This is a genomic window from Candidatus Thiodiazotropha sp. AKIB8 (genome assembly GCF_058244675.1).
In genome coordinates this window covers 1-26200 of sequence record NZ_JBSYOO010000041.1, presented here as the reverse complement: position 1 = coordinate 26200, position 26200 = coordinate 1, and the positions used below count along the sequence as shown (strand labels likewise).

The following is a 26200-nucleotide window of genomic DNA, read 5'->3' as shown; positions in this document are numbered from 1 at the left end:
ATTGGGTTGGCAATAAATTCCCATCACCTTCTCACTGTTAAAGCACAATAGATCAGCAGCAGTACGCCGCAATCAAGGTCATCATTTGTGTTCGCTATTTGTGCTTATCTGTGAAAGATTCAACTTTGACAGTTCATCGAATCCGCCGATGGGTGCGTCATCAATGAATATTTGCGGTATTGTCCGTCTACCGGAGCGATCTATCATTTCAAGCATGCGCTCTTCATCTGATGACACATCAATCTCTTCAAATTCGAGACCTTCTGCATGCAGCAGTGACTTTGCTCTTGTGCACCAGGGGCATTGATTGGTTGAGTAGACTTCGATTTGATTCATGGCTGTTAGCTCCAATTGCTTGATTGAAATAGTGACTGCTACTTCGCCTGCATAGCTTTGACGGTCTCTTCTGTGGTCCAGACGGTGTTGGCCATAAAGCGGAAGTTCACAAGCGCTGCTGCATATCCGTCCCCCTCTTCGACCTGGGCGGCCGCTGTGGCGTCGGATACCACTGCTACTTCAAACCCCTGCTCAAGCAGTTCCCGCATATGGGATTCAGTGCAGAGGTTGGCAGACATGCCTGCCAGTATGACTTTGTCGATGCCCTGCTTACGCAACTGAAGTGCCAAGTCGTTACTCTCTGGGCCGTATATCTTGTGCGGACTGGTCACTATGGTTTTGCCGTCGTTGATGTAGTGTTTGTAACGATCCAGCCAGTCTGCACCTGAACCTTTCAAATCATGCACGCTGAGTGCGTCAGTACGATCAAACATACCGATCTTATGCATCAAGGTTTCTAGTGCGCCCTCGAATTTCCAGTCGTGGTCATGGGGGTAGTAGTAGTGGGGAGAGACGAACACCGGAATCTCCTGTGCCTTGGCACTCTTAAGGAGAGTTTCAATGTTTTCAACTGTGTTGTTGTTCTCGACGCTCTTACCTACGACGGCCCAGGCAACCCCTTTTGGGCTTAAGAAGTCATTCTGGGGATCTGTCACGACCAACGCAGTACGCCCCTTTTTGATCAGCATGCCAGGATCAGGAAGAGCGGCATGGGTGGTAGTAAAAGCAGTGCTTATGGCGGTGGCGAGGAGAAGTCTCTTAATGGTGTTTTTCATGATCAGGTTCCTTAAATGTCATTGCTTAAACGCATACCCAGCTGTTCGGTAATTCAGAACAGTCGGTAGGGGCGAGGCGGATTAAACAAGGCTAGGTTTGTGGGAGTGGGAGTAGTTGCCAGTGATATCCAGAGATGGAGGATCGCTGCACAATGTTGGTCGGTAGCTTGAGGGGCGTCCATTAGTAGCTCACCCAGGGGTAGGGTGAATACCGGCTCCCTGTTGAAATTTGTGCGTCGGTTCTGTTGTCTGGTACTCATGTCAGCTCTCCTGTTGTTCGCTTGGTTTATCGCAATTGGTGTGCCAGGCAGGATAGTCTTGTAAAAACAATGAGATAGTGATTGCTATAAACCACAAGAACTTGTGTTCCACAAAAAACTGTGGCTCAATCATCAAAAATTTGAGGTGAATGCGATGTTGGAAAAGTTGCTCCGTGATGCGCCAACACTACTTGCGGTTGTGGATCAGTCGCTGCTTTGCCATAACCTGAGTAGTGGCTGGCGGAGCCGTCTTGGCTTAGTGAATGCTGATGATGAGCAGGATCTGTCCATTGCAGATCTATTTCTTTTGGACGAGATGCCTGGATTTGAACAGCAACTTCTACAGATCATGGATGGTGATGGCGCAATGCAAGACCTACCGGTCTGTTTGCGGGGAGGGGGGGATATCACCCAGGGCTTTTTGACGTCGTGGACATTTGAAACCAAGATCGGATCAAAAATGCTGGTGCTGGCAGCTACCTGTAGTACAGATCTGAACCGGGCTCTTGAAGAGCTTAGACATCTTCGCACCCTGCACGAGCTAATCCTAAATGCTGCAGGGGAGGGGATATACGGTCTTGATGCAGAGGGGATGGCAACTTTTGGTAATGCCGCCACCACAGAGATTCTTGGTTGGAAACCGGAGCAGGTGATAGGCAAACGATCCCACGATATCCATCACCACTCCCATTCTGACGGCTCGCGCTATCCTCAAACGGAGTGTCCGATCTATGCAGCGCTGCAGGATGGTGAGGTTCACCGGGTGGACAACGAAGTCTTTTGGCATGTCGACGGCTCAGCGGTGCCGGTGGAGTACACCAGTACGCCGATAGTAAAAGAGAATCAGATTCAGGGTGCTGTGGTGGTGTTTCGCGACATATCAGAACGCATAGAGATCGAACGTCAACGGGAATTGGCTTTTCAGGAGATTAAGCAACTCAAGGAGCAGTTGGAGCAGGAGAGGGACTATCTTCGCGACGAGATCAAAAGCGAATCCGACTATGGTGAGATGATAGGTGCCAGTGAGCCTTTGAAACGTACCATGGCGCAAATAGCAGCTGTCGCAGTGACACCGGCAAACGTACTGATTCTTGGGGAGTCTGGCGTGGGCAAAGAGATGGTGGCCCGGGCCATCCATGAGAATAGTGATCGAGCCGACAAACCGTTGATCAAAGTTAACTGTGCCTCCATTCCAAAAGAGCTGTTTGAGAGTGAGTTTTTCGGCCATGTGAAAGGTGCCTTTACCGGTGCCCATCGAGATCGCATTGGTCGACTTCAATTGGCTGATGGAGGCACTGTTTTTCTGGATGAGGTGGGAGAGATTCCACTGGACTTACAGGGCAAACTGCTGCGTGCTCTACAGGAGAGGGAGTTTGAACGGGTGGGCCACGAGCGAACCGTGAAGGTCGATGTGCGTGTGGTGGCGGCGACAAATCGTGATCTGCAGGCCGAAATAGAAAAAGGCAGTTTTCGTGAAGACCTCTACTACAGACTGGGTGTCTTTCCGATCATAGTGCCGCCACTGCGTGATCGAACCCAGGACATTGCCCCCCTGGCAGAACACTTCCTGGAGAGAACCTGCAAAGATCTTGGGCGAGATCCTATGCGTCTCTCGAAACGGCAGGTTAAGCAGCTGATACAGCACAGCTGGCCAGGGAATATCCGGGAGCTGAGAAATGTAATTGAACGGGCTGTTATCCTCAGTACGGGGAATCGCGCACGGCTTGATCTGGCGCTACCGGATGAGAGTAAAAGTCATCCAGAGAATCTAGCCAGCCCCCCTCAGGGTGAAGCGGCTGAGTTCGTGACAGATGCTGAGATGCGTGAACTGGAAAAGGTCAATCTGATTGCGGCCCTGGGTCACACCGGTGGTCGGGTATGGGGTCCTGATGGTGCAGCTGATCTGCTGGGTGTTAAGCCCTCAACCCTGGCGTACCGAATGAAGGTACTGGGAGTCACAAAGCCTGTCTTTTAAAAATCATATTGTTAGGGGTTTCAAGCTTGCCCTTGCTCGGTGTTGCGGCTCTTGACTAGGGGGGGGCAACCATTGCCTGCACCCCAAGGGCACTTCCTGCGGGGCGTGAGCCGCGCCTTGATCAAGGGCAGGCTTGAAACCCTGAAGACGACATACTTAGCGCCGGGTTAATACTCTCTCTCAAACACAACTTCGCAGAATAAAGAGGATGATCTTAAACGCCTGGCAGGACAGCAAAAGATTCAAACAGGCGACTTAAAAATTACTTACAGGATCAGATACAGTTCACCATCTTGTCTCTTGATTCGCAGCTCACTATCTCAGCGAAAATACGTCCACCCTTTCGTTTCAGGTTAATGGTGGATGCTTGCTCGTTTATCCCATAACCACCAATAGAGAGATTGTAGGATTGCCTGTCAGCAAGTTGAAAGGACTGTCTTATCAACTGTTCGTTATCGTCACTGCCGGTAGAGAACGCAACCACCACTTTGAAAACATCTTTATCCGCAGTGTAAAAGACACTGGCATATCGGTCATCAAGCTTTAAGGTTGTGGCGGCCATGGGGGTGTCTATCACCGTCTGTTCGCATAGTGCCAGGGATGAAAGGGTCGACAAGGTGATGGTAAGGAGTAGATTCAGGTACTTCATAGTGTGCTCAAGTCAATGCTTGGTGGGTGGAGAATTCAACGCTCATAGGTGATGCATGATTCATGCATACACGGACTGTTCAACTCAGATTCACATACATTAGATAAGGTTTAATTATAAGTCAATTAGAATATTCTGTTATTCATGATATACGGGAACGAATAGCATATTAAACCTAATAAGGCGCTGTTTACACGCGTTGGATGGTGACTATTGGAGAGGAACAGGGGGTAGTTAGGTCGCCCTATTGGAGATGCTTACTTCCATCGAGCTAAAAGATTCAATGTTTTTTCCGATAGCTCAGTGTCAATTCTGGAGAGACACCATCGATCTGATTTTATAAATATTAAAGCGTTCTTCTCTCCAGAAACATGCAGAAATCTAATTACAGTTTCGTTACTTGATACTTTATCTTCGCACAGTAAAAAAGCCTTAGCCTCTTTAGGCTTTCTACTATCAAGGCATTTAGGATGAATCAAAACGCCATCCATCTTTTGTAAGTAGACTCGCATAAAGCCTGATAGCTTTTTAGGGACTAAAAATAGAACAGCTTTATCCTCGAGAGCTGTTGATGTCGCTTGATCGATTTCGACATCACTGAGCCTGTCAATCGCCTCTCTTACATTAACTCTCATACCTTCGTTAACTGAATCGAAGTCTACATAATCTGCCAGGCTTAGTTGCCAAGCACTCCTGTCACTCTTTGGCAGCTTTCTGTCATTACTGATAATGTATTTAATACCAATACCCTGCATCACCTTATAAATATTTTCTGTGTCAGATGGTGGTTCAGCGAAGATGGCTCCTGAATAAAAAAGAAGTGTGAGTGCTGCTGCAACTGTGAACATACTTAACCTTGAAGTAAACAGAATCAGAAACAGGCATGGAATGACTTTTCTCACAGCATCTTCTCCTTAATTGCTACAGCTCTCCTTCTGCATATCGGTTCTCAGATACACATACCCTGTTGTTTATACCCAAATTATGAAGAATATGGTATGTCTTCAAGTGGTTTTAGAATTTAAACATAATTTATCAGTGGTAGGGTTTGCACTTAAAGTTGCAGGATATCCCCCTCATCAGGCACTGATGCTTTGAATCCCAAAGAAGACTCCAGCAAATCCCGCAAATCTTTTTTAGACTCAGGTTCTCCGTGTACCACATGCACATGGGGTGAGCTTTCACGAAAGCTGCCCAACCAACGGCTCAGATCATCCACATCCCCGTGGGCTGAGAGACCACCTACCGTGTGAATCTTTGCCTTAACCCGATACTCGTCACCATGGATTTTTACTGTGGGTTTCCCATCCACCAGAGCACGTCCCGGAGTACCGTTGGCTTGATAGCCCACGATCAGAATATGTGAGCCGGAACGAGAGATATTATGCTTAAGGTGATGCACGATCCTGCCACCGGTGAGCATACCGCTGGCAGAGATGATAATCGCTCCACTCTTGATGCGGTTGATAGCCATAGACTCCTCGGGTGACGCGGTCAGTTTGAGATTCTGCAGGTGGGGCATCTCATGGATTTTTTTACGCAGCTTCGTCGCCTCCTCGTCATACAAGTGAGGGTAGTCCCAATAGACTTTGCTCGCCCTGATTGCCATCGGGCTGTCGAGAAATACCTGCCAACGTCCCAGTTCCCACTCATCGTAGTATTTTCCCAGGTAGTAGAGAATCTCCTGGCTGCGACCGATGGAGAATGCAGGTATCAACAAGTTGCCTTTCTCATGGGCCGCTTCTCGGATGATCTCTCCGATCTCCTCTATGGTGGCCTGGCGATCCCGATGGCGACGGTTACCGTAGGTGCTCTCAACAATTACATGGTTCGCTTCATCGATCACCGCAGGATCGTTCAGAATGGGGGTGTCGTACTGACCTAAATCACCACTGAATACAATCTTCTGCTGTTTACCGTTTTCATTCAGCCAGACTTCGACGCTGGAAGAGCCCAGAATATGTCCTGCATCCTGAAAGCGTATCGATATACCGGGCAGGATCTCCTGTTTCTCCCGATACTTCAGGCCGACAATGTTATTCAGGGCTTCCCGGGCATCGGCAACAGTGTAGAGTGGCTCGATGAAAGGTTTTCTCTTACGCTTTCTCCACTTATTCTCATAGAGCGCATCCTTCTCCTGTAGAAAGGCGGAGTCTTGCAGCATGATATCGCACAGTTCCATAGTCGCGTTCTGTGCATAGATCGGGCCTTGATAGCCCTGTTTCACCAGCAGCGGGATTCGTCCTGAGTGGTCGATATGACCGTGGCTGAGGACCACTGCGCTGATCTCGTCGGGTGAGAAGGGAAAAGGACGGCGGTTTTTCTCCATCTCCTGCCTGCGTCCCTGGATCAAACCGCAATCGAGTAACACAGTCTCGTTATTGGCTCTGAGAATATGACAAGAACCGGTTATTCCGCTGGTTGCGCCGTAAAATTCAATTTGCATGGAGAGTGCCCTTTCAAGGATGATAATATCGTTCAAGATGCTTGCCAGGTTAATAGTGAGCTTACCATGAAGCCGGCACTCCACACGCCTTAGGGCTTTGCCCGCCACAAAATTAAACATTTCTCGTTCTCGATAAGGCATATAATCCTAGCCTCAATTTATTCAAACGCCTCGAGTAGCCATGATGACAGCAGATACAGAGCAATTAGAACAATCGGCACCCAAGAGGGGCCTTCGCGGTATCCATATCCTGTGGATCGTTCTCGCAACCGTGTTGCTCACTGCAGCTGTTACCTATTGGGTGGTGCGCACCTACATCTACGCCAAAGACTTCACTCCAGTTCAGCTCAGCCACACCGAACAGCAGGTGTTGAATGGCAAACTCAAACAGCTCGGCTACCAACCAACTCCTGCCACAGAATCGAGTCAGCAATCCCAACCAAAGGAGAGCGACGAAGAGTGGCTGAGAGCGGAGCGGTATAGCGAAAAAGGTGCCAAGAGAGAGGTTTTTTTCAGTGAGAGAGAACTCAACGCGATGGTGGCAAACAATCAGGATATGGCTAAAAAGCTTGCCATCGACCTGGGTGATGACCTCGTTAGTGCCAGAGTGCTGGTGCCTGTTGATCAGGACTTTCCAATCCTTGGTGGAAAGACCCTGCGTATCTCCGCCGGGGTGGAGATGGCATTTCGAGATGCCAAACCGATAGTGATTTTAAAAGGGGTCAGCATTATGGGCATACCTATCCCCAACGCCTGGCTGGGAGGTCTTAAAAATATCGACCTGGTCAGTGAATTTGGCGATCAGCAGGGCTTCTGGGCAGGCTTTGCTGAAGGGGTGGAGGATATTCGGGTTGAAGAGGGCGAGTTGAAAATAAAGCTCAAGGAGTAGGAGGGGTTTCTGTTTCGCCCAATTGATAGCAGAGCACTACTGCATCATGCGAGACTGAAACGAAAATTACCTGATCAGTAGGCCGCTGCCCTTTTCTGGCGATAGTGGGATCAAGAAAAGCAGAGTGGATTTCTGAGGAATCGATGCCTAAATCTTACTACCCCATCAATCCTTCTGCCTTGCGCTGGTGGATATCGATGATTTTAAAGTGATGAATGACCGTTATGGACATCTGTACGGCGACGAGATTCTGAAACAGATTGCAGATCTAGTGCAAACCCAGATCAGAAATATCGACACAGTAGCGCGATGGGGAGGAGAGGAGTTTGCAATCCTCGTTGAAAACAACGGTGATTTTACTTCTCTAAGGTGAAGCCCTTTTCCCGAAAAAGCCTTAATGCTGCCTCGACCACTTCGGTGTCTAAGCTGTTGTGATGGTTTCGCTCAATCTCTGACAGTGCCTTATCCATACCGAGACCAGCGCGATAGGGTCTGTGAGAAGCCATGGCTTCAATGATATCGGCAACCATCAGGATGCGTGCCTCCAGTAGTATATTCCCCTCCTTCAGGGCATGCGGATAACCGGAACCGTCCAGGCGCTCGTGGTGTTGTCGTACAGTCTCAGCGATGGGCCATGGAAACTCGATCTCCTTGAGAATCTCATAACCCATCTCAGGATGCTGCTTGATCAGGGAAAATTCCAGATCGCTGAGTTGCCCGGGTTTACTGAGAATTTCACTGGGTATACTGATCTTGCCGACATCGTGTACGACCGATGCCAGGTTGATCCCTTCGATCTGTGTTTCTGCAAGACCAAGATCGGTGGCAATAGCGGTTGCTATTTTTGCTACCCGTTGTTGGTGGCCTGCGGTGTAGGGGTCACGCAACTCGACCATGGCGGCGACGGCGGAGACAGATTTAAGTAGGGTCTCTTTCAGCTGCTCTTTACTCTCCATGAGTGAGCGGGTCCGCTCAACTACCATCTCCTCTAAATGATGAGTTAGTTTATAAAGCTGTAGATGCGTTTGTACCCTGGCCAGTAACTCCTCCCGTTGAAAGGGTTTGGTGACATAGTCAACGCCACCGATTTCAAAGCCTTTCAGTTTATCTGGCATCTCTGAGAGAGCACTGACAAATATTACCGGAACCTCTCGCAGGCTGGGCTCCTGCTTAAGGTGCTGACAGACTTCAAAGCCATCCATTCCTGGCATGTTGACGTCTAATAGTATGAGTTTTGGTGGTTGGGCGATGGCTGCGTGTAGTGCAAGCTCTCCATTGATTGCCGAGCGAACCATATAACCTTCAGCAGCTAATATTTCGGTAAGTAAGCGCAGGGAGGCAGGTGTATCATCGACAGCGAGGATGTAGTCTGAGTTAGTCTTGCTCATTGTTCACTCCTTCTCCGATAGCGCTTCAATCGAGCTTAATATCGTTGGGTAGTCGAACTCATTGGCTAAGCGCGAAAGAACCTGTCCCAATTCGGATTCTGTAGCAGCTATTCGGCTGATGATGGCATTAATGCTATCGCTGTCCAGTGATACCACTGCGAGACGGAGGGCTTCGCGTTGATCTTCACTAATTGCGTGCAAGAGTTGCGGTGTCAATATTTTCTGCGACTCCTTATCTTTTTTGTTCTCCTTACGATATATGAATTTGAGACCCAATTGCTGCGACAGACTTTCGTAAATATCTTTAATGAGGAAAGGCTTGCGAATATAGTCATCCATGCCGGCATCGATTAATTCGGGTTCTTGTTCCTTAAAGGCTGAAGCGGTTACAGCGACGATTCTTACCTGCTTGCCATCACGCATGTGTCGTATACGCCGGGTAGCTTCGACGCCATCCATCACCGGCATACGACGGTCCATCCAGATCAGGTCGGGCTTCCACTGCTTGAAGATTTCGACACACTCTTCACCATTGTTGGCTACCTTCACCTTCATGTTGATGTTGTGCATCAGCTTGACCAGCAGCAATTGGTTATCACGCTGATCCTCGGCGATCAGGATGCGGTAGCTGGGTTCTCCCGCCGCCAAGCCGATGACTTCACCCTGGCTCTTGTCGTCCAGTTGCACGATTTCAGTCTCTTCAGCTGCAGTTAAAGGTAGCTCTACGTGAAATAAGCTACCTTTGCCAAGGTCGCTCTCGATGGTGATCTCACCCTGCATCAGTTTTATAGTGTGTTGCACTATTGAGAGGCCCAGCCCGGTTCCTATTTGCATTTTTCCTTCGTGCAACTGTTCGAAGGGTTCGAACAGCTTCTCCTGGTCTGCTTTACTGATACCTGGGCCGGTATCTTTAACCTCAATGATCAGATGACGATGGTTGTTGTCTTTGATGCCCAGACGAATTGTCACCCCTCCGTCATCGGTGAATTTGACCGCATTGCTTACCAGATTGACTAGGATCTGCCGCAGTCTGGCTTCGTCACCCTTGATGTAGCGTGGGAAATCCGATGACTGGTCGAGTGCTAGTTGGAGCCCCTTCTGTTGCGCTCTGAGACCCATCATGTCACTGACCTCTCGCACCAGGATGTGCAGATCGAAGGTGGCTATATCCAGTTGTAACTTGCCAGCTTCGATTTTGGCGATCTCAAGTACATCGTTGATCAGTTTAAGTAGGTGTTCACCGCTATTGTTAATGATATTGAGGGTTTCGTGTTGATCTTTGCTCAGGTTTTTATCCCGCTGCATCATGTGAGAAAAACCCAGGATAGCATTCAACGGGGTGCGCAGTTCATGGCTCATATTTGCGAGGAAGGTACTCTTAGCGGTATTGGCAGATTCAGCCTCATCTCGGGCCAGGCGTAGCTCTTCTGTACGTTGCTCTACCGTGACCTCCAAGTGTTCCTTGTAACGCATCAACTCGTCTTCTGCCTTTTTGCGCTCGGTGATGTCACGCCCCTCAGGTATCAACAACACGACCTTGCCTTCGTCGTCGGTCACGGGCTTGACTGAAAAGTCCACATAGGTGGGCTGACCGTCTGGTGAGGTGTGCGTGGCCTCGAAGCGTACCAGATTACCTTTCGCCGCCTGCTGCACTGCACGCTTCAACTTCTTCTGCAACTGTGTGGAATGTGCCCACCAGGGGGTATCCCAGAAGTCCTTGCCGACCACCTGCTCTTCCCTGATATCAGCAAATTGCAAGGAAGTGCGATTGGCTTGCAGCACTTTTCCCCTGGTGTCCATCACACCAATGAACTGAAATGTCTCATCGAAGATTACGCGGAATTTCTGTTCACTCTCTCTCAGTTCAGCAATCTTGTTTTCTAACTCTGCATAGAGGGTGGCGTTCTCAATTGAGATTGCCGCCTGGGATGCCAGGGCCTTGAGCAGTTCCAGGTGATTTAAAGTGAATACATCGCTGGAGAGGTTGTTTTCGAGATAGAGCAGGCCGGAGAGTTTTCCCTGGTAGACGATCGGCAAACATAGCAGTGAACGTGTCTGATGCTCGGCAATATAACTGTCGTTACCAAACATGAGATCCCGATGCGCATTACCGAGCACCACCTCGTTTTGAGTTCTTGCTACGAAGTTGACCACCGACAGCGGCACTTCACTGCTCTTCTCCACGGCTACTGCTTGCATGGTCTCCACATTATGGGTATCTCCTCGGGCCTGGATGATCAGTCCTGAGGCACTACTCTGAATCAGCAGGCCCTGTTCGGCGCCTGCATTCTCGATCACGATACGCATCAGCCTTTCCAGTAACTTCTGCAGATGTACCTCCTGGGAGAGCATGTGAGATGCCTTTAGAACTGCACTCATATCCAACATTGATGATTCGTGACTGATCTGCGGCTTGATGCGGTGTTCAAGTGCCTCTACCTTGCGCAGTGCGCCCCAGGAACGATAACTTTCTACTGCCTTACGTAGTGCAAGTCCCGCAAAGTCCTCGCGGCCTAGGGCTCTGTAGAAGGCTGCCTCCCGCTCGCTTACTAGTGCGATATCCAACGATCGGCCATTCTCTTGCGCCAAACGTCCGGCCAGGCTGTAGAGTTCCATCGCTCGGCCGTTGTTGCCCATGGCGCGTGCCTGTTCGGCCTCGACCAGGGCCAGGTAGTGTGAGAAGTTGCTTTCTGACAGTGCAGCCCAGCGACGCAGTTGGTCGATAAGCGGGGTGGCAATCTCCAGACACTCTGCGCGTCTGTTGTCGTCCACTGTTTCATGTAGCGCCAGTAGAGCCAGGGCGTAGTGGTAGCAGTGACTCACCCGATAGTAGAGGCCTAGCGCAGATTTGGCGTACTTCTCCGCCTCCTGGCCTGTTGCTACTGCAGCGGAGAAGTCACCGAAGAGGTATTGAAGCAGGGTACGACTGCAGAGCATTGCAAAAACAAGCAGATTGTTATTCTCTCCGGTCGGTGCTGGAAGCAGGTTCGTTTCATCAAAAAAATCACCGCTCAAATTGGTGGGGTTTTTACCGCTGCCACTGAGATTGGCCGTGGTCTGTAACCAGATGCGCAACATCAGTCCCTGAAACGGCAGGCGCCACCGATCTACAGTATGCTGAAATTCAAGCAGTCTGTTGTGGACGACCCCCAGTGATTCTCCGGTGTAGAGAAGATAACCACAGTGGTGAACTGCTCCCAGGCTGGTGTATTCCAGGTCACCAGCCTCCATGCCTTGTTGAAATGTTATCTGTAGCTGGGAAATGCTCTTCTGAATTGGCTCTTTCCAATGGCGCACGTAGGCATTGAAAAGCAGGCTGACCCGTGTTCTCAGCTCCGCTGCCGGAAACAGCTGCAGAATCTCCAGAGAGAGTCGACCGAAACGGTAGCCGGTTTCGATGTCGCTAGAGTTGCCGCAGAGCAATGCGCCGTACCAACCATAGGCGAATGCCGCTATGGGTGAATTGCCATGTTCCGCTGAGAGTAAAACCATTTTGCCGATCAGGGTCTGCAACAGGTTGGGATTGATTCGTAGTGCCGGTACAGCGAGATGCATCATGATGCGTAATGAGGCAAGGTGGCGCGAGTTATTCATTACCGGCAGATGGGCAAGCGATTCGACCCGGCTGGTTAGTGCTGCCAGCTGTTGGCACTCTTTGTCGGAGGGTGACTGCGTCAGGGAGATACCAAGTTCCCCGAGTGCGGTTAATCCGGTATCGATGGCAGAGTGATTCTGGTTTTGTGCAGTGAGGAAGAGGATGCTCAGCTCATAGACCCGTTGGCGTGTAAACAGATCGCTGGTATGTTTAAGTACCTCTTTCGACAATAGTGCGGCGCGTTCGAAATTGGCACTCAGGTATTCTGCCTCGATAGCATCGATGAACAGTTCAAGCGCTGGCTCTTCCGGGTCTTCCCAGCGATTCGACGACAGCAAGCCGATGCCCATACTCAAGTAGCGGATGGATGCCTGATAGGCGGCCTCCCGTCTGGCCTTGCGACCTGCCATCAGGTTCAAGTCAACCAAGCGACGTCGCTCATGCTCGTCCTTCAGGTGTTGGAAGCCTTCGTTAAACTGATCAGTGATCTCGAATACAAAATCCTCAAGCCTGTTGTTCGGTGTTTCATTCAGCAGCAGCCGCCCAATGCGTAAATGGTTGAGGCGTCTTTGTTTTAAAGGTAGCTGTGCATAGGCCGCCTGATGTACCCGGTCATGGGTAAAACCAAAGAGAGCTTCAGATTCGCTAGCAGAATCGCCATTAGTCACAGACACCGATTCAGTGATTTGAAGTAGTCCTGCCTCAACTGCCGGTTGCAGTCGTTCGGCCAACTCCGCTTCAGATATCTCAGCCAGCGAAGCAAGTGATCGGGCGAGGAAGTGGCTATCGAAACAGGCCGCCAAGGCAAGAGTTGATCGGGTATCCTCGGGCAGTTTTCCGATTCTCTCGGCCATAATCTCAGCAGCACTGCTGATGATAACCTGCTGTCGCACTGATTCGTTGTCCCAGCTCCAGTGGTGTCGATCTGCCTCGAAGACAAGTTGACCATTTTCATGTAACGACTGTAGGAATTGTCTAATGAACAGCGGGTTGCCACTGCTCTTCTCTAACACCAGTTGTGCTAAAGAAATGGTATCTGCAGCGTCGGCTTTAAGGGCATCGGCGATGAGATGATTGATGCTATCGAGGGTGAGGGGTTTCAGGCTTATGGGGTTGGCCTTTTTTACTTTCGCTGTAAGGTTGTCGAACAGTGCGGCGAGCGGGTGTCCCTTTCCCACTTCATCGTCCCGATAGGCTGCAATGAAGACAATGGGCAGGCTGTCGATCCCTGGAAGCAGTTGACCCAGCAGCTCCAGCGTCGCGTGATCGGCCCACTGCAGATTGTCGAGGAATAGAATCAATGGATGTTCCTGCTGGGCAGAGGCGAGAACAAAGCTGCGAAGCAGGTGATGGAAGCGGGGCTGCACGAGAGAGGGATCGACCTCCGGTGCAGAGGGTTGGGTGCTTATGATCAGCTTGAGCCGGGGCAGTAGGTCGAGCAGTCTGTCAATATTGCCACCGCTCACTTTCAAGAGCTTATCTTTCCACTGTGCCAGTTGCATCGTGCTGCCGGTAAGGATCAGGTCGATCCATTCATCAAACGCCTGGCGTAAACCCACGTAAGGCAGATGACGCTGTGAGCTTTCACAGGAGCCGACAATGAAATAGGCTTCTTGATCCACGCTGAATGGCCGCAGGGCTTCCACTAACGCGGTCTTGCCAATTCCTGCTCGGCCGGAGATCAGTACCAGGCTACCGCTGCCATCGCTGGTTCTGCTGACGGCCGTTTGAAGTGTTTTCAGCTCCTCCTCGCGGCCATAGATCTGCTCTGGCAACTGGAAGCTGCTGCTGTAATCTTCGATACCGAGGGTAATATCCCCGATCCGTCCTGCCTGCTGCAGTTGCTGTCGTATCTCTTTCAAGTCGACCTCTACTCCGTAGGCCGACTGATAGCGTTGATCAGGATTCTTCGCTAAAAGGCGTAGAATGAGGTTGGAGATGGCTTCTGGCACGCCACTGTTCAATACCTCTGGAGCCAGAGGGTTCCGGGCCAAGTGCGAATAGATCTGATCGGCTGCATCTTCAGCCTCGAACGGCGCTTTTCCGGTAAACACTTCATAGAGCACAGCGCCGAGAGAGTAGAGGTCGGTACGATGATCCACCTGCCTGTTGATCCGGCCGGTCTGTTCCGGAGAGATGTAGGCCAGCATACTTGATGAGAGGTCGGCCTCTGTCAGGATTTCATGCTCATTCTCGATTATTGCATCGCCGAAACCGATCAAGGTAACTTTTAGTGGCGACAGCGATACGATGATATGGTCGCTGGCCAGGTTACGGTGTATCAGCTGCTGTTGGTGCAATCTCTCAAGCACTGTTGTCAGGGCAATCGCTACTTCCAGGTTTTCCAACAAGGGGTGTCGGTGCCTGACATGGCTATCACTCAGCACTTTACCCTCGATATAATCCAGCGCGAGGGCAGGGCGCCCAGCTACCAACAGCTGTCCCTGGGGATGGCGGATACCGGGTAGATGGAGGTCGGCGGTCTGCAGATACTCATTGACGAGTCTCTCCTCAGACCTCGCTCCTGCGTCGGATTTCAAGGACTTGATGATTAAGGTTCGTCCTTTACCACTCTCAGCTTTTATACGCAGACGAAAGTTCTGGCCCTCATGCAGAGTAGGGAGCGTATCCAACTCCCGTTGTGTCAGCTCTGTCATCTTCATCCCATGCCTCCAGAAGCGGGCTCAGCGGACATCGATCTAACGGCAGTTTTGGCGGCATCCCAGGCCATTGTCAGCGGTTTCATGGTTCCGCACTCGGTCTCCAGTCGAAGTCCAGTCATGCGGCTGAACTCGTTACCGTGCTGTTGCAGTTCGTCGTTGGGTAGGGCGGGAGATTGCAGCAGCAGTCCCCGTTCGTAGTCAGCAAGTAGTCGTTTTAACCCCGGCTGTGATACCTCGCCACTATGGCTATCCATCATTTGTCGCCAGTGATTCGACCAGCCCGGGGTGAGGAAGTAGGTGCCAGCGATTTTGCGCTGCTCATCGTAATATCGCTCGCGCCCTCCCAGGCAGAGTGCAACACAGTCGTCCATCGGGCGATCACCGTCCATGGGTTGGAAGAGGGGGATATCCAGATCTAAAAGGCTTCTGGCATCATCGACTGCCCCGCCACACTGGCCGTAGCCGAGCAACAGGGCGTCGATGTGTGGAGCCAGAGCTTGTGCCGATCTGTTAAGGGCGTGGCGCAGTACCCTTCGATTACGGTGTAACCCCAGTGCCAGCACACGTATCAGTAATTCCAGCGACTCGCCCGGTTCGGAGGTGAATGCATGGGGATGCGGCAGACAGCGGAGGTTTGACAGGCCACGCGCCTTGAGCAGTTCAATCAGGCGTGCCGAGTGGCTGTCTTGCAGCACATTGATGCACCCGACATCGCTGTCATCAGTCAATAGCTGGGCAAACTCCAGTTCAAGGATTTCGCAGGTGATAATGCCGAGTACTGCCATTGCTCAAGCCTCCTCGCTGACAGCGACCCGCGCTGGGTTGAAGAAGGCGTTTAAATGGAACACCTTTGGTTCGCATACCGGTTCGCAGCGTCTACAGGCAACACCATTGCAGAGTGCATGCGCCATGGAGATGGTGGCGGGCTGAGAAGTGGTATTGATAGTAATCGCTTGAGTCGGGCAGGTCTGTATGCATTTGAGGCAGCTATGACAACCCTGCAGTTGCAGTTCGACTGTTTTGCCAATGGAATGCAAAGTTTTCAGGCCATGTTTACCCGTCACATCGATGTCCCGTTGCACGGTCTGCACAATCTCTGCTATCGAGTCCATAGGCGGTAGATCGGGCAGGTTAAACCGCTGCAACATCTCACGATAGGTCGTCGTCGGCATCCCTTCGGTCCAGCGTGAAAGCTCCAGCAGGAAAAGTTTCGCAAAGCTCTTTGATTTGGCGAACAGGGTATGGTTATGGCGTAGAGCACTGGCCAGATCGGACATCTCATCCAGCCTGGAAGGAGCCAGCGCCAGCTCTCGGGCCATAGCAAGAGAGGTATTACCCACCTGCATTACCCGATGCACGGCGGGGGGAATCAGGCCCAGCCGTCCTGACTTGCGAGCGTCGACGTAGGTGCCGGAGGCGCCGGCGAGGTAGGCCGTTTGGATCTCTGAGGGCACTATGCCCGCTTCGAGCGCTAGGGTGACATAACCGGCACGTATTGCTCCGATCGCTTTTCCCGCTTCACCCAGATCTGTTTCATTGAGGTAGATCTTGTGGCCGAAGTGCAGTTGCCCATCTATGGTGTGGATGTTTGGCGGGGTGATGATGCCATCTGACAACGCTTGATCCAACGCGGCGATGACGCCTGTTCCGGTGATGGATATCGCTTCCCGGTCGCTACTCTCAACAAGCTCCCCCGCCAGACGTAGATCGATCAACGCTCCCGTAGCCGGCAGCATCTCCTCGTCCAATACCTGCAAACGGTGGTAGGGGCCCTCCATTTTAAGGTCTGTGATGGTCCCCGGCATTGCCAGGGAGCCGCAACTGATATGCTGGCCCTCCAGAGCGGGGCCAGCGGAAGCAGAGCCGGTGTAGAAATGTCCCTGGTGGAAAAGCGCCATCTCAGCATTGGTGCCATAGTCGATAGCGATCGAAGTTTCGCTGCAATCCCGGATACCGCTCTGGATAATCAGGGCCAGGGCATCGGCACCGACTTGATCATGTATCGCCGGCGGGATGAGAATGTCGCAATTGCTGCTGAGTGCAAGGCCAGGTAGCGCTGCTGCGGAGTAGACTGAAGCCGTTCTCTCCGGCGCTGTAACCCCAAGGGTGTGTAACTTGCGTGAGCCGGCATAGGCGAGGTCACGTATCTCCATGCCCTGTAGCAGGGAGAGTTGGGTAGGATTACCGCAGACGGCCAGACGTACCACATCACCCAGGCTGACCTGCAGTCTCTGCAGCAGTTGGTTGATTGCCTGCAGCATCAGGTCACGGGTGCTCTCCACACCCAGCTCCAGAGCGAAGTGGAGATGATCGATAACGTTGGCACCAGGCAACGGATGACGGGTGGTGATAACGGTGGAGATCACCTCACTGCTCGCAAGATCGAGTGCCTGAGCACGGAAACCGCTGGTTCCCAAGTCCAATGCGATGGCGAGTCGTCTCTTCACAGACAAAAGCCTTCACAAACCGTAGGCTTGTGGTAGAAAGCCTTTTACCTGAGCGTACTTGTGCAGGCACAGGTCGATGAAATCCTCCTCCTCTTGAGGCAGCTTTTCCAGTTCTGTCATGTAGCCAGCAAGTGACTCCTTTTCGTAACTGGTGAAATAGAGTTGCGGATCAGCGAGCATCAGCTCGCCACAAGTGAGGGCGGCCGCCAGTGTCCGTGCGTAGTAGCTCTGGTTGTTGTCGACCACCGCTTTACCAATCGCCCAGGCGTTGTCAGGGCTGAGGATGAAACCTTGTAGACTGCGATATCTATCCGACGCGACCATGCAGGCCTGATACTCTCGCTGATAGCCCAGCTGAATGGCAGTATTCATCGAAGCGACATCGTAGCTCAGTATTTCACTGAACACCGCAGATGTGCTGCCGCCGAACATGCGGTGATACTCCACCGCCTCGTTTGACCAGAGGTCACATACTGCTGCCATCACATTGCCACAGAGGGAGGAGTGGGCGCAGGCGCAACTCTTGCCTTCCATCGACATCGGCAAGCCAGTGATGGCCTTGATGATTGGGTTCTCGTAGGCGCAATCCTTGCCTGGCCCACTGGCACCACACTCGTAGGCGACCAGCGAGTTGCCAACGGCCATAGCACGGGAGAGTGCCGCCAGACTGTGGGAAAGAGCCTTGCCGGTGAAACCACCAGCCATAAACATTGCCGTATTGGCCTGGGAGCAATCGGTATCGCCGCCCGCTATCGACCCATGTTTATCGGCAATCTCGACAATTTGGGGCCACAGCCAGGCCATGTCACGGCTGCCGAGCACCCCCTGGGCGAAGAGCATTCCGGTAATATCGTTGCGGATGATGCAGTGGTCGAAGATCTCCTTGCCGCCAATCGATTCAATGGAGAGGATATCCGCATATTCAGCGCAGGCATCGAAGGCCTCCAATACCTTGCTGGTACGTTCGGAGTCCCGGATGTTCACCATGTCAGGTTTGCGCAAGTCAGCGATGGTGGCACGGTAGGCTGCCTTGAGTCCATACTGCTCCGCAAACTCATCGAGTTGTCGAATAGAGAGTGCAGCGATCTCCCTGCCCCAGTGGGCATCATCGGTCATCTGGAAAACATGCTCATTTTCCAGTACCAGGTTAGGAGTGCCGATATCGACGCAGCGCTCGAGTGCATCACCATTGGCGCGCTCGAACTCCCGCAACAGGGTATGCAGCGTCTTTTCACTGCCGGGGCGGGGGTGGGGTACGATCTCTGCGATGACGGAACCGCCGCCAATGACAAGCCCGCGCCTTGTTGTCACCGGCTTTTGCGCGAATCCGAACATCATCTCCTGCGGATTGCTGTAGGCCATTGAGTCGGTCAGTTTCATTGTCTTACCTCTAAACTTGCCTTATCAGCCGTTCCACTTGGCTCGTAGTTGCCGCCAGTCGAGCCCACTCAAGGCGTCCTCGGCCATACTTGCTGCCTGAGCAGCATCACTGCCCCAGATGCCCAGTTCGAAACTGGTTACGAACTCCTCACTCAATGCGCCACCACCGCAGACGAATGGAATATCCAGTCCCGACTCCTTCAAGCGCATGGCAATTCTAGGGAATGCAGTCATGGTGGTGGTCATCAGTGCTGTCCCGGTCAGCATGACCGGTCTGTGAATACGGCAGGCGTCGACAACCTCCTCAATCGGTACGTCGGCCCCCAGGCTGATGACATCGAATCCACCGGCCCGTAGCAGGGCGTTGACGATCTGCATGCCTATGTCGTGGATGTCGCCCTCAGCAGTGTGGGTAACCACCTTGGCCTTTCTCTCCATGCTGTGTCCCATCTCTTCTTCGCAGAGCGTGATGCCAGCGATCATGGCATCAGATGAGAGGATCACCTGGGGCAGGAAGTAGTTACCAAGATCCCAGAGTCTGCCAACCTCCTGCATGCCAGGAATCAGACTTTCGTTAATGATCTCCAGTGGTTTGTGTGCGTTCAGTGCCTGAGATACAGCCATGCAGGTCTCATCCTCGTCACCGGTTACCAGGCTGTCCGCCACACGCTGCAATAAGAGATCTGATGAGACTTTTCGTGCACCCTGATGGTGCCTATCCTCAACATTAAGATCATATCGTGTGAATATAGGAGAGTTATGCGGCGGTTTCTTCATCTAAGAACCTTCAGGTTTGATTTGGGATAGCAACTCCTTCTAAAAAGTGCAGGAACCCATTCCCGTTTCCGCAGGCATCCATATCCTCCCCGTGAGATTAATCTGTGACCCACACGAGGCACGCCTTACCTATCAGTGTAGTCTCTATTTTTGGTCAAAGTGGCTCTGAAGATGCTCGGGGTCAATGAATGATCTAATACTTAATCCGCAAGAAACAGACTGAATTACTGGTAGAATCTACACGTCGGGATGGTGAGTTAATCGACACGAAACGATTTAGACAGTAATTGATAAAAACCCAGTAATTCCTACTGTTTTTCACTGCTTTCCGTTAACTCCGAATAACCCTGAGGCAAGCGCGCATGTGTGCAATTTGGACGTCGTTTACAAGCCTCTCTCCCTTGACTCCGGTCTATACAGATGGGAGAGATGTTGGGGGAGAGAGGGGTTGCTCTACCCTCCTATAAGAGACTTTCTTGTTTGTGATTTTTCTGGCCCGCATCCTCTGCTGCGTTATGCTAATTTATCTATCAATTCTGCTAAACATATAATCTACCGAGTCAGAGGGAGTTAGCGGCGTTTGGCAGCACAAATAGTACATGTGAAAGTGATTGCTACTATTTTCGATGGCACGCGATCTGTTGAAACCTTACTCAGATATTTACAACCTGCTTTGTAAACCGTTGAAGCATATCTGTCGATAATCTATCAGTCTGTTGAATAGCTCTTTCGTTGATCTATTGATGAGTGGAATTGGTCTTTAATATACAGCTATTTCAGCTCAACTTTATCTACCGGCTGAAGCAGTTTGGCTTCAACTACTCGATTTCTGTTCCTCGAGAGGGCTGAATTATCTTCGTTTTGGGGTGCCTGGAGAGATCAAATAGTGGATCTTTTGTTCTATTTATCAGTGTTTTGATCCCATCCAGCTATATTGCTCTACTTGCATAGAGGCAGGATGTCTTAATCTGCTTAATAAAAATGATATTTATTGTAAGGTATGTTAAGATGCGGGGTTAACCTACACTATAGAATTTATATTGCCTTCAAATATCCCAGGAGAACATGTGACTGATAACGAAGCAGAGCTACAACTCAAAGTCTGGAAAGATCTCGCGATTAGCAAGCAGATGTTAATGATGGCAGCGACTGATGCCTTGAAACTGGAAAAAAACTGCGCCCCGGAAGAGCTCAAGCTCGCACTCGAATCGACTATCAAGCGCGCCATTGATGCTGAGCTTGAAAAGAGTCGCGCCCAGGAGCAGGCCAAGCTTGCTGTCGCCGCAGTGGAACAGGATTTGGCAGAGAGCCAAAAATCCCTGAAAAGCGTTGAAGCCGCTCTTGCCGAGGCAGAAGCGAATGTGCAGCAACTTCAGCAGCAGCTTGTTTCAGAGCGCGCCAATCACGGGCAGCAGTTGAAAAAGATCAAAGAGCAACTGGCGGAGAAGGAGCGTGCGATCAAAACGATCAGTACAACCCTGTCTGACACGCCTGAAAACGTTGTAAAGAAGCTAAAGGGATTGAAAAAGCAGAAGATGGATGAGTCTGAGGCCCGTAAAAAAGCTGAACAGGCCCTCTCCACCTTGCGCAAGGAAAAGCAGAAACTCGAACAGAGCCTCAAGGAGCTGGAGGCTGCGCAAGAAGAGACTAAGGAATCTAAAGAAGAGTCTAAGGAAGAGATCGCCGCTTAAAGATCAGCGCCCCCGTGGTCTAAACACACGGTGCTGAGCGCAGCTTTATTGAGAAGGGGGGATGGAGTGATCCATCCCCCCTTTTTATTTGAGCCTCAGGTGTGTTGCGATGAAATCGTATATTGGCTCATGGAGCTTAAGAGTTCGGCTTAGCGAGTAATCTCGGTTTGATACCAATCACACAATATCCATCTGGTAATCCTGACAAAGCGCCCAACCACCGGCAACACAGCAGCTCTTACCTGACTACCATCAGACCGTTATGGTAGTTAACCAAAGAGATATCCATAATTTAAAGAAGCTGTAGATTGAAGTGGGTCAGAGAGGAATGATCACCAGGATAGAAATATTTTTCTCTGCTCTGGTTTTTCCGTATTCTTGATATACACAGTGTGCAGCTGTGCCACCATTGTAGAGTAAATAGATGCATAAAAGCTCAAATTACGCATATTCCACCCTGCAGAAATATCTTAGGCAGATCCTTGTTAGGGTAATCTCTGTTGTGATCGGTGTGTTGACTAGTGGCTCAGTCGCTCTCTGCGGACCAGCAATTGGCCAGTTCGAAGTCAAACATCTCAGCGCCACACCAGGAGAGATCGAATTCCAATCCCAGAATGCACATATGTTTGGCAACCCTGAACGTGATTTGAGAAATGACAGTGGGGAGATCCAGTATGACGACAACAGTGTAACGAAGCAGCGACATGCGCTCGAACTCGAATTCGGTATTACCAACCGATTGAAGTCACGTATTGGTATCGAATATGAAAAAGAACGTTTGGACGAACCGGATACCCCTGAGCAGGCTGACGAATTTAGCGGCCTGGAGTTGTCTGAAATCGGTGCGGAGGTCATATGGGTAGTTGATCCCATCAAAGAGAACGATTTTGGGTTTGGTCTGGTGTCAGAATATGAACAGCCTCTGGAGGATGAGGAGGCAAGCTTGCTACTCGTCGGTTCGATCTTTCAGGTTGATAGGGGAGAGTGGTCTAGCATAATCAATCTCTATCTGGTGAAACACCTGGGTGGAGATGAACCACAAGATGAGAAGGTCGATTTTGCCTATGCAACCCAAGTTGGCTATAGCCTGAATCGGGATTGGCAGATCGCCCTGGAGGCCTATGGCACGGTGGATCGGATTGGTAATACAGGTAGTATGGGCGAAGAGGCACAATTATTTGGTGATCACGATCAACATCGCATCGGTCCTGTTTTCTATTACAGCGGAGGCCTGGGAGCTGATTCTTCTGAAGAAGAGTCATCCGTCTCAGTCGGCGTGGGATTGTTGGTCGGTTTAAATGGTAATACACCTGACACTACATTGAAGTGGTCTATAGAGGTTGAGTTCTAGGGTAAAGTAGAGGAAGTGTTTTGTTGGATATTTACACATAATGTGAATGATTAGAGCTACTTGTGTAGATCTTTCACGATCGCATACCGAATACACATTGGATTACTGCAGAAATCACCAATAGGTGCATGAGTGCAGCTTCACTCGGCAAAGAAAAAAATAGACTCTCTGCGCCTTCTTTTATCCTTTTTAAAGAATCGACTCGAAAGGATTTTTCCAGGAAATGCTTTAAAGTTGAAGTGACTGGTCTGACTTTGCTATTGAGTAATGCACCCAGTATCGCTAACACCTGAACTTCGAGCAGCATCAGGAACACTTCAAGTCCAATCGCATCAATAAACAGCGCAAGTTCGATCATCTCCGGATTAAATATAATCAGAACGAAAACAACTGCAGTTGCATATTTCCAAGCTTTTTTCTTCAGATTCACATCGCTTCCATAGTGAGAACTATCCTATACAAGATTCAGATGTCTAAAGCCGTATACAAGGAACGAGCTCTGCAACCTTGAGTAGTCCTGATCGACTCTATTGATAGGCTTATGTCAATTCGAATTCAAGACTAGCATACCTACTACTACGCAACCGTAACACCATTTCGATCGAGTATTTCCAGTGCTTTTCCGAAGTCAGGGTTGGTTGGATCAATCTCATCATCAACTTCGGTAAACATTTCCGCCGATCGACTTTCCAGACTTGTTATCTCCAGCATCGACCCACCGCCAGTACCATAGGTGAATGCATGGGTCGTATTACGAGGGACATGGATTAACGTTCCAGGTGTGCATAAGTAGGTCTCCTCACCACATCGAAATGTAATTTTGCCTGACAATACAAAAAATGCCTCGTCCCAACCATGACTGTGGGGTGGTGGGCCACTTCCTTCTGCACCCTGTTGGTGTGTTATCCCATAACCACCTATCTGTGATGCTGCTGCCAGTACGGTGACATCAGTTCCAAATACATTGAGTGGTGAAGGTCGTTCGTTGGGGGTTGTTACGATGTAATTGTTCATAGTTCGAGTTCCTGTGCTATTTGGTATGAAAAGTTGTGACTCGTAAAGTGCGCTAAGCTCATTAGGTAGGTTGAGATGAGGCGCGAACCGCATCATTGATGTTTATGAATCATTGTATTCTGTTATTGATGCGGTTCGTGCCTCACCGCATCCTACGTCCTAATCAAAATCAAATGTCAGATGGCCACTCAATGCTGACCCTGCTGTGGTATTCGGTAGACACCTCATTACGCGACCACGAGAAATTAGGATGGCTGCTCAGGCCGTTTATTTGAAAGAGAGGTTTAAAAGTAAGGAGCTACTTGATGAGGCAGCGCTTTTGACCTGTATGACCTATGTTGATCTCAATCCCATACGGGCAGGGAGTGCAGACACGCCAGAAAGCTCCGACTTTACTTCAACTCAAGAACCTATGAGGTACGATCATAAGCTCGGTCAAATGAGTAACCCTACAGAAGTACAAACCGCAGCACCTGAAAACCTATTCCCTTTTACCGGTGGTGTGCATCCAGAGAAAGAAAAAATCGTCTAATTTAGTCTAGTCGATTATTTTGAACTTACTAATTGGATTGGGCGAGCCATCAGAGAGGATAAGTCAGGTGTCATACCTGTTAAATTTTTCATCCATCCCAGAGCATTTCAATATCAATCCTGTAGCTTGGCTTGATGCCATTCAACTCGTAACATGCGCTAAGCTGATTACGTAGGATGTAGTGAGGTACGAACCGGATCACTGCTTCCTGCGTCCTAGCACTCAATTGCCGATTCTTGAGAGATTGCAAATCGATTCAAAGTATAGGATCTAAATGTTGCAGCATTTCGAAAGTCGATTCAAAGGTCTGGTAGGTGCAAGTCATGTGCTTAAAGCGGTTTTTCGCAAACTGGAGTTTTGATGAACGCCTATTCTGGATGCAGTTATAGAGTTATCACCTGCGCATTCTTTCAAATACCAAATAGAAAAGGTCAGTGCGGGCTGGGCTGACGGTGTATCTAATGTTGAGAAATACCAATAATGTACCTATTTACAATTGAAGATAGGTACATTATTCACTCAACAAGTCCCTGGTAGCGCCATTATTTATGACGAGAGGGGGTGGCTATCCCGTTTTGCTTGCTCGAATGAATGGAGGAATATGTATGGGTGTTTGTTTAGTTTGGACGTAACGTTAGTTTTTGGTTGATCATGAAAGTGCTGGTGAGCCATGCTTAGAGGATGGTGAAACCAATCGACTTGATTGGTCCGGCTCTTTCATTCATAACTGGGTTTAAAAATATGTACCCCAGCGTTGAGCCACTGAAGGTTGGTACATAGAGACTCAAGATCTGTTATTTCATTGGACTGCGCATGGTGCCGATATTATTCTGGAGCGGAAGCAAGGGTTGTCAACAGACAGCTTGATCCTGATGGGTGACACCATTATCTTTTATCTTCAATGCCATAGAAGACGGGTGTTATTGGTCAGATTTTAACTATCCGATCGGATGCTTTTTTAATCGGAACACCTCCGAATAGCGAATAAGGCGCAAATGCCCAACAAGCCAGTCATTAAGATCATGCCCCACTCCGTTAGCGTGGGTACGCTCATTGGTTCAACCACTGGTAGAGCACAGCCGACTCCAGCATAAGGTATAGGATTACTCCAGTTGCCAATCGCCATAAGAACACCACCTGCAAGATCATCAAAGTGATTTACATAAGTCGGAGAATAGAATATTCCGTTGCTGCTATTTGCATACCAGCCAATAGGATCGGGTGGTGTGAAACCAATCGCTGTGTAGGCAGCTGGCGTTGCAGGATCGGCAATCACACGGCTGAAATTGTCGATTAAGGCACCACCTGCGTCTGTCTCGACAGCTCCTAAAAACTCGGCGATCTCTCCCGCTCCCGACAAGTCGTGCTCAAAACGTACGTTCCCGGCATCATTCATAGACCAGTGAGCGCATTGTAGATCCGTTATATTCCAGGTTTGGCTGTTCGCAGTCGTACCGCCATTGTCCAGTACGAAAGTCAATGTATAAGACTCTCCATTAATAATTTCCGGATAGCCGCTATTACTTATCGTGCTAGTGTACGTGATGGAGTAAGGCGCTGAGATTGCGGTAGCAGAGAGTATACACAGGGAGGTAACACGTATTAAGAATCGAGCGATGCTACAAGTGTGAATCATCAATTACTCCTTCCAGTGCAAACAACACATGATGAATGTAAGAATATAAGTGTTGTTATAAAAAATATGGAATTAATAATTGATGATTAAATTCCATTTTAAAAACATACAGATCTGAAATATAAATAAAGGCTGTTTACACCTTTTCGGCAATGTTAACTTGTACTTTAGAAAAAATCTGATTTTTTTCTAATAGTTTGGAAATGCGCCAGAACAATCTGGACACCCACCGATAACTGAACAATCTGGACACCAACCAGAACAATCTGGACACCCAGTGCGCCGAGCTAAATCGGCAAGAGATTGGAGGTGAAAGTCCTCTACCCGGAAAGGTGTAGCGAACCGCCGGGCCCCCGAGTCATGGGCCGCTGACCGTAAGGTCAGAGGTTAAGCGT

At 50.0% G+C, this 26200-nt stretch carries 20 protein-coding genes and 1 pseudogene; 6 read left to right on the top strand and 15 right to left on the bottom strand.

Features of this window, described 5'->3' with window-relative positions:
• Window positions 1-81: 81 nt before the first annotated feature.
• From grxC to AC4IFB_RS13925, 3 genes are read right to left on the bottom strand one after another with little or no spacing between them, the layout of a single operon-like run.
• Window positions 82-336: a glutaredoxin 3 gene (gene grxC / locus AC4IFB_RS13935; RefSeq protein ID WP_490780475.1), complete on the bottom strand. Its 255-nt coding sequence runs from the start codon at window positions 334-336 to the stop codon at window positions 82-84.
• Window positions 337-374: 38 nt separating this feature from the next.
• Window positions 375-1112, bottom strand: a complete 738-nt coding sequence (locus tag AC4IFB_RS13930; protein WP_490780474.1) for a cysteine hydrolase family protein — start codon at window positions 1110-1112, stop codon at window positions 375-377.
• 53 nt (window positions 1113-1165) lie between these two features.
• Entirely contained in the window at window positions 1166-1372 is a 207-nt protein-coding gene (locus AC4IFB_RS13925) for a hypothetical protein (RefSeq protein WP_490776503.1), read from the bottom strand.
• 154 nt (window positions 1373-1526) lie between these two features.
• Between AC4IFB_RS13925 and AC4IFB_RS13920 the strand changes: the two genes are divergently transcribed.
• On the top strand, window positions 1527-3347 hold the full coding sequence (locus tag AC4IFB_RS13920; protein WP_490780473.1) for a sigma-54 interaction domain-containing protein: 1821 nt from the start codon (window positions 1527-1529) through the stop codon (window positions 3345-3347).
• Window positions 3348-3621: 274 nt separating this feature from the next.
• Here AC4IFB_RS13920 and AC4IFB_RS13915 read toward each other — a convergent pair whose 3' ends face one another.
• The 3 genes from AC4IFB_RS13915 to AC4IFB_RS13905 form a co-directional block, all read right to left on the bottom strand.
• Window positions 3622-3996: a hypothetical protein gene (locus AC4IFB_RS13915; protein WP_490780472.1), complete on the bottom strand. Its 375-nt coding sequence runs from the start codon at window positions 3994-3996 to the stop codon at window positions 3622-3624.
• Window positions 3997-4253: 257 nt separating this feature from the next.
• Window positions 4254-4898 (bottom strand): hypothetical protein, encoded by a 645-nt coding sequence (locus AC4IFB_RS13910; RefSeq protein ID WP_490780471.1) that lies wholly within the window; start codon window positions 4896-4898, stop codon window positions 4254-4256.
• A gap of 152 nt (window positions 4899-5050) precedes the next feature.
• Window positions 5051-6478, bottom strand: coding sequence for an MBL fold metallo-hydrolase RNA specificity domain-containing protein (locus AC4IFB_RS13905; protein ID WP_490780470.1), 1428 nt, complete (start codon window positions 6476-6478; stop codon window positions 5051-5053).
• 145 nt (window positions 6479-6623) lie between these two features.
• Between AC4IFB_RS13905 and AC4IFB_RS13900 the strand changes: the two genes are divergently transcribed.
• Both AC4IFB_RS13900 and AC4IFB_RS13895 read left to right on the top strand, forming a co-directional pair.
• Window positions 6624-7331 (top strand): hypothetical protein, encoded by a 708-nt coding sequence (locus tag AC4IFB_RS13900; protein ID WP_490776498.1) that lies wholly within the window; start codon window positions 6624-6626, stop codon window positions 7329-7331.
• A gap of 151 nt (window positions 7332-7482) precedes the next feature.
• Window positions 7483-7704, top strand: coding sequence for a GGDEF domain-containing protein (locus AC4IFB_RS13895; RefSeq protein ID WP_490776552.1), 222 nt, complete (start codon window positions 7483-7485; stop codon window positions 7702-7704).
• On the opposite strand, the gene AC4IFB_RS13890 is transcribed toward AC4IFB_RS13895, so the two are convergent.
• From AC4IFB_RS13890 to AC4IFB_RS13865, 6 genes are read right to left on the bottom strand one after another with little or no spacing between them, the layout of a single operon-like run.
• Complete coding sequence (locus AC4IFB_RS13890; protein ID WP_490776497.1) at window positions 7688-8719, bottom strand: HD domain-containing phosphohydrolase; 1032 nt, start codon at window positions 8717-8719, stop codon at window positions 7688-7690. The two genes, AC4IFB_RS13895 and AC4IFB_RS13890, sit on opposite strands and share 17 nt — an antisense overlap.
• A 3-nt stretch (window positions 8720-8722) precedes the next feature.
• Window positions 8723-14977 carry an AAA family ATPase gene (locus AC4IFB_RS13885; RefSeq protein ID WP_490780469.1) on the bottom strand — a complete coding sequence of 2085 codons (6255 nt, stop codon included), beginning with the start codon at window positions 14975-14977 and terminating at the stop codon, window positions 8723-8725.
• Window positions 14974-15762, bottom strand: coding sequence for a DUF1638 domain-containing protein (locus tag AC4IFB_RS13880; protein ID WP_490776495.1), 789 nt, complete (start codon window positions 15760-15762; stop codon window positions 14974-14976). Before AC4IFB_RS13880 ends, AC4IFB_RS13885 begins: the two co-directional genes overlap by 4 nt.
• 3 nt (window positions 15763-15765) lie before the next feature.
• Window positions 15766-17424 carry a methylamine methyltransferase corrinoid protein reductive activase gene (locus AC4IFB_RS13875; RefSeq protein ID WP_490780468.1) on the bottom strand — a complete coding sequence of 553 codons (1659 nt, stop codon included), beginning with the start codon at window positions 17422-17424 and terminating at the stop codon, window positions 15766-15768.
• Between the two features lie 12 nt (window positions 17425-17436).
• Window positions 17437-18804 (bottom strand): methyltransferase MtaB domain-containing protein, encoded by a 1368-nt coding sequence (locus AC4IFB_RS13870; protein ID WP_490776493.1) that lies wholly within the window; start codon window positions 18802-18804, stop codon window positions 17437-17439.
• A gap of 24 nt (window positions 18805-18828) precedes the next feature.
• Complete coding sequence (locus AC4IFB_RS13865; RefSeq protein WP_490776492.1) at window positions 18829-19581, bottom strand: B12-binding domain-containing protein; 753 nt, start codon at window positions 19579-19581, stop codon at window positions 18829-18831.
• 1067 nt (window positions 19582-20648) lie between these two features.
• Here AC4IFB_RS13865 and AC4IFB_RS13860 point away from each other — a divergent pair.
• Window positions 20649-21272: a hypothetical protein gene (locus AC4IFB_RS13860; protein ID WP_490776491.1), complete on the top strand. Its 624-nt coding sequence runs from the start codon at window positions 20649-20651 to the stop codon at window positions 21270-21272.
• 424 nt (window positions 21273-21696) lie between these two features.
• Window positions 21697-22623: a hypothetical protein gene (locus AC4IFB_RS13855; RefSeq protein WP_490780467.1), complete on the top strand. Its 927-nt coding sequence runs from the start codon at window positions 21697-21699 to the stop codon at window positions 22621-22623.
• A gap of 73 nt (window positions 22624-22696) precedes the next feature.
• Here the strand turns inward: AC4IFB_RS13855 and AC4IFB_RS13850 are convergent, their stop codons facing one another.
• Window positions 22697-23053, bottom strand: a complete 357-nt coding sequence (locus tag AC4IFB_RS13850) for a hypothetical protein (protein WP_490780466.1) — start codon at window positions 23051-23053, stop codon at window positions 22697-22699.
• A 146-nt stretch (window positions 23054-23199) separates the two neighbouring features.
• Window positions 23200-23637 (bottom strand): cupin domain-containing protein, encoded by a 438-nt coding sequence (locus AC4IFB_RS13845; RefSeq protein WP_490780465.1) that lies wholly within the window; start codon window positions 23635-23637, stop codon window positions 23200-23202.
• A gap of 249 nt (window positions 23638-23886) precedes the next feature.
• On the opposite strand from AC4IFB_RS13845, the pseudogene AC4IFB_RS13840 reads away from it, so the two are divergent.
• Window positions 23887-24047: pseudogene (locus AC4IFB_RS13840) on the top strand (transposase); the annotation flags it as partial.
• A gap of 1080 nt (window positions 24048-25127) precedes the next feature.
• Here AC4IFB_RS13840 and AC4IFB_RS13835 read toward each other — a convergent pair.
• On the bottom strand, window positions 25128-25649 hold the full coding sequence (locus AC4IFB_RS13835) for an IPTL-CTERM sorting domain-containing protein (RefSeq protein ID WP_490780464.1): 522 nt from the start codon (window positions 25647-25649) through the stop codon (window positions 25128-25130).
• Window positions 25650-26200 lie beyond the last annotated feature (551 nt).

What these genes read in the sequence shown, in the direction of transcription:
- grxC (WP_490780475.1), bottom strand. Translation starts at nt 336, where the DNA reads ATGAATCAAATCGAAGTCTACTCAACCAATCAATGCCCCTGGTGCACA.
- AC4IFB_RS13930 (WP_490780474.1), bottom strand. Translation starts at nt 1,112, where the DNA reads ATGAAAAACACCATTAAGAGACTTCTCCTCGCCACCGCCATAAGCACT.
- AC4IFB_RS13925 (WP_490776503.1), bottom strand. Translation starts at nt 1,372, where the DNA reads ATGAGTACCAGACAACAGAACCGACGCACAAATTTCAACAGGGAGCCG.
- AC4IFB_RS13920 (WP_490780473.1), top strand. Translation starts at nt 1,527, where the DNA reads ATGTTGGAAAAGTTGCTCCGTGATGCGCCAACACTACTTGCGGTTGTG.
- AC4IFB_RS13915 (WP_490780472.1), bottom strand. Translation starts at nt 3,996, where the DNA reads ATGAAGTACCTGAATCTACTCCTTACCATCACCTTGTCGACCCTTTCA.
- AC4IFB_RS13900 (WP_490776498.1), top strand. Translation starts at nt 6,624, where the DNA reads ATGATGACAGCAGATACAGAGCAATTAGAACAATCGGCACCCAAGAGG.
- AC4IFB_RS13890 (WP_490776497.1), bottom strand. Translation starts at nt 8,719, where the DNA reads ATGAGCAAGACTAACTCAGACTACATCCTCGCTGTCGATGATACACCT.
- AC4IFB_RS13885 (WP_490780469.1), bottom strand. Translation starts at nt 14,977, where the DNA reads ATGAAGATGACAGAGCTGACACAACGGGAGTTGGATACGCTCCCTACT.
- AC4IFB_RS13880 (WP_490776495.1), bottom strand. Translation starts at nt 15,762, where the DNA reads ATGGCAGTACTCGGCATTATCACCTGCGAAATCCTTGAACTGGAGTTT.
- AC4IFB_RS13870 (WP_490776493.1), bottom strand. Translation starts at nt 18,804, where the DNA reads ATGAAACTGACCGACTCAATGGCCTACAGCAATCCGCAGGAGATGATG.
- AC4IFB_RS13865 (WP_490776492.1), bottom strand. Translation starts at nt 19,581, where the DNA reads ATGAAGAAACCGCCGCATAACTCTCCTATATTCACACGATATGATCTT.
- AC4IFB_RS13855 (WP_490780467.1), top strand. Translation starts at nt 21,697, where the DNA reads ATGCATAAAAGCTCAAATTACGCATATTCCACCCTGCAGAAATATCTT.
- AC4IFB_RS13845 (WP_490780465.1), bottom strand. Translation starts at nt 23,637, where the DNA reads ATGAACAATTACATCGTAACAACCCCCAACGAACGACCTTCACCACTC.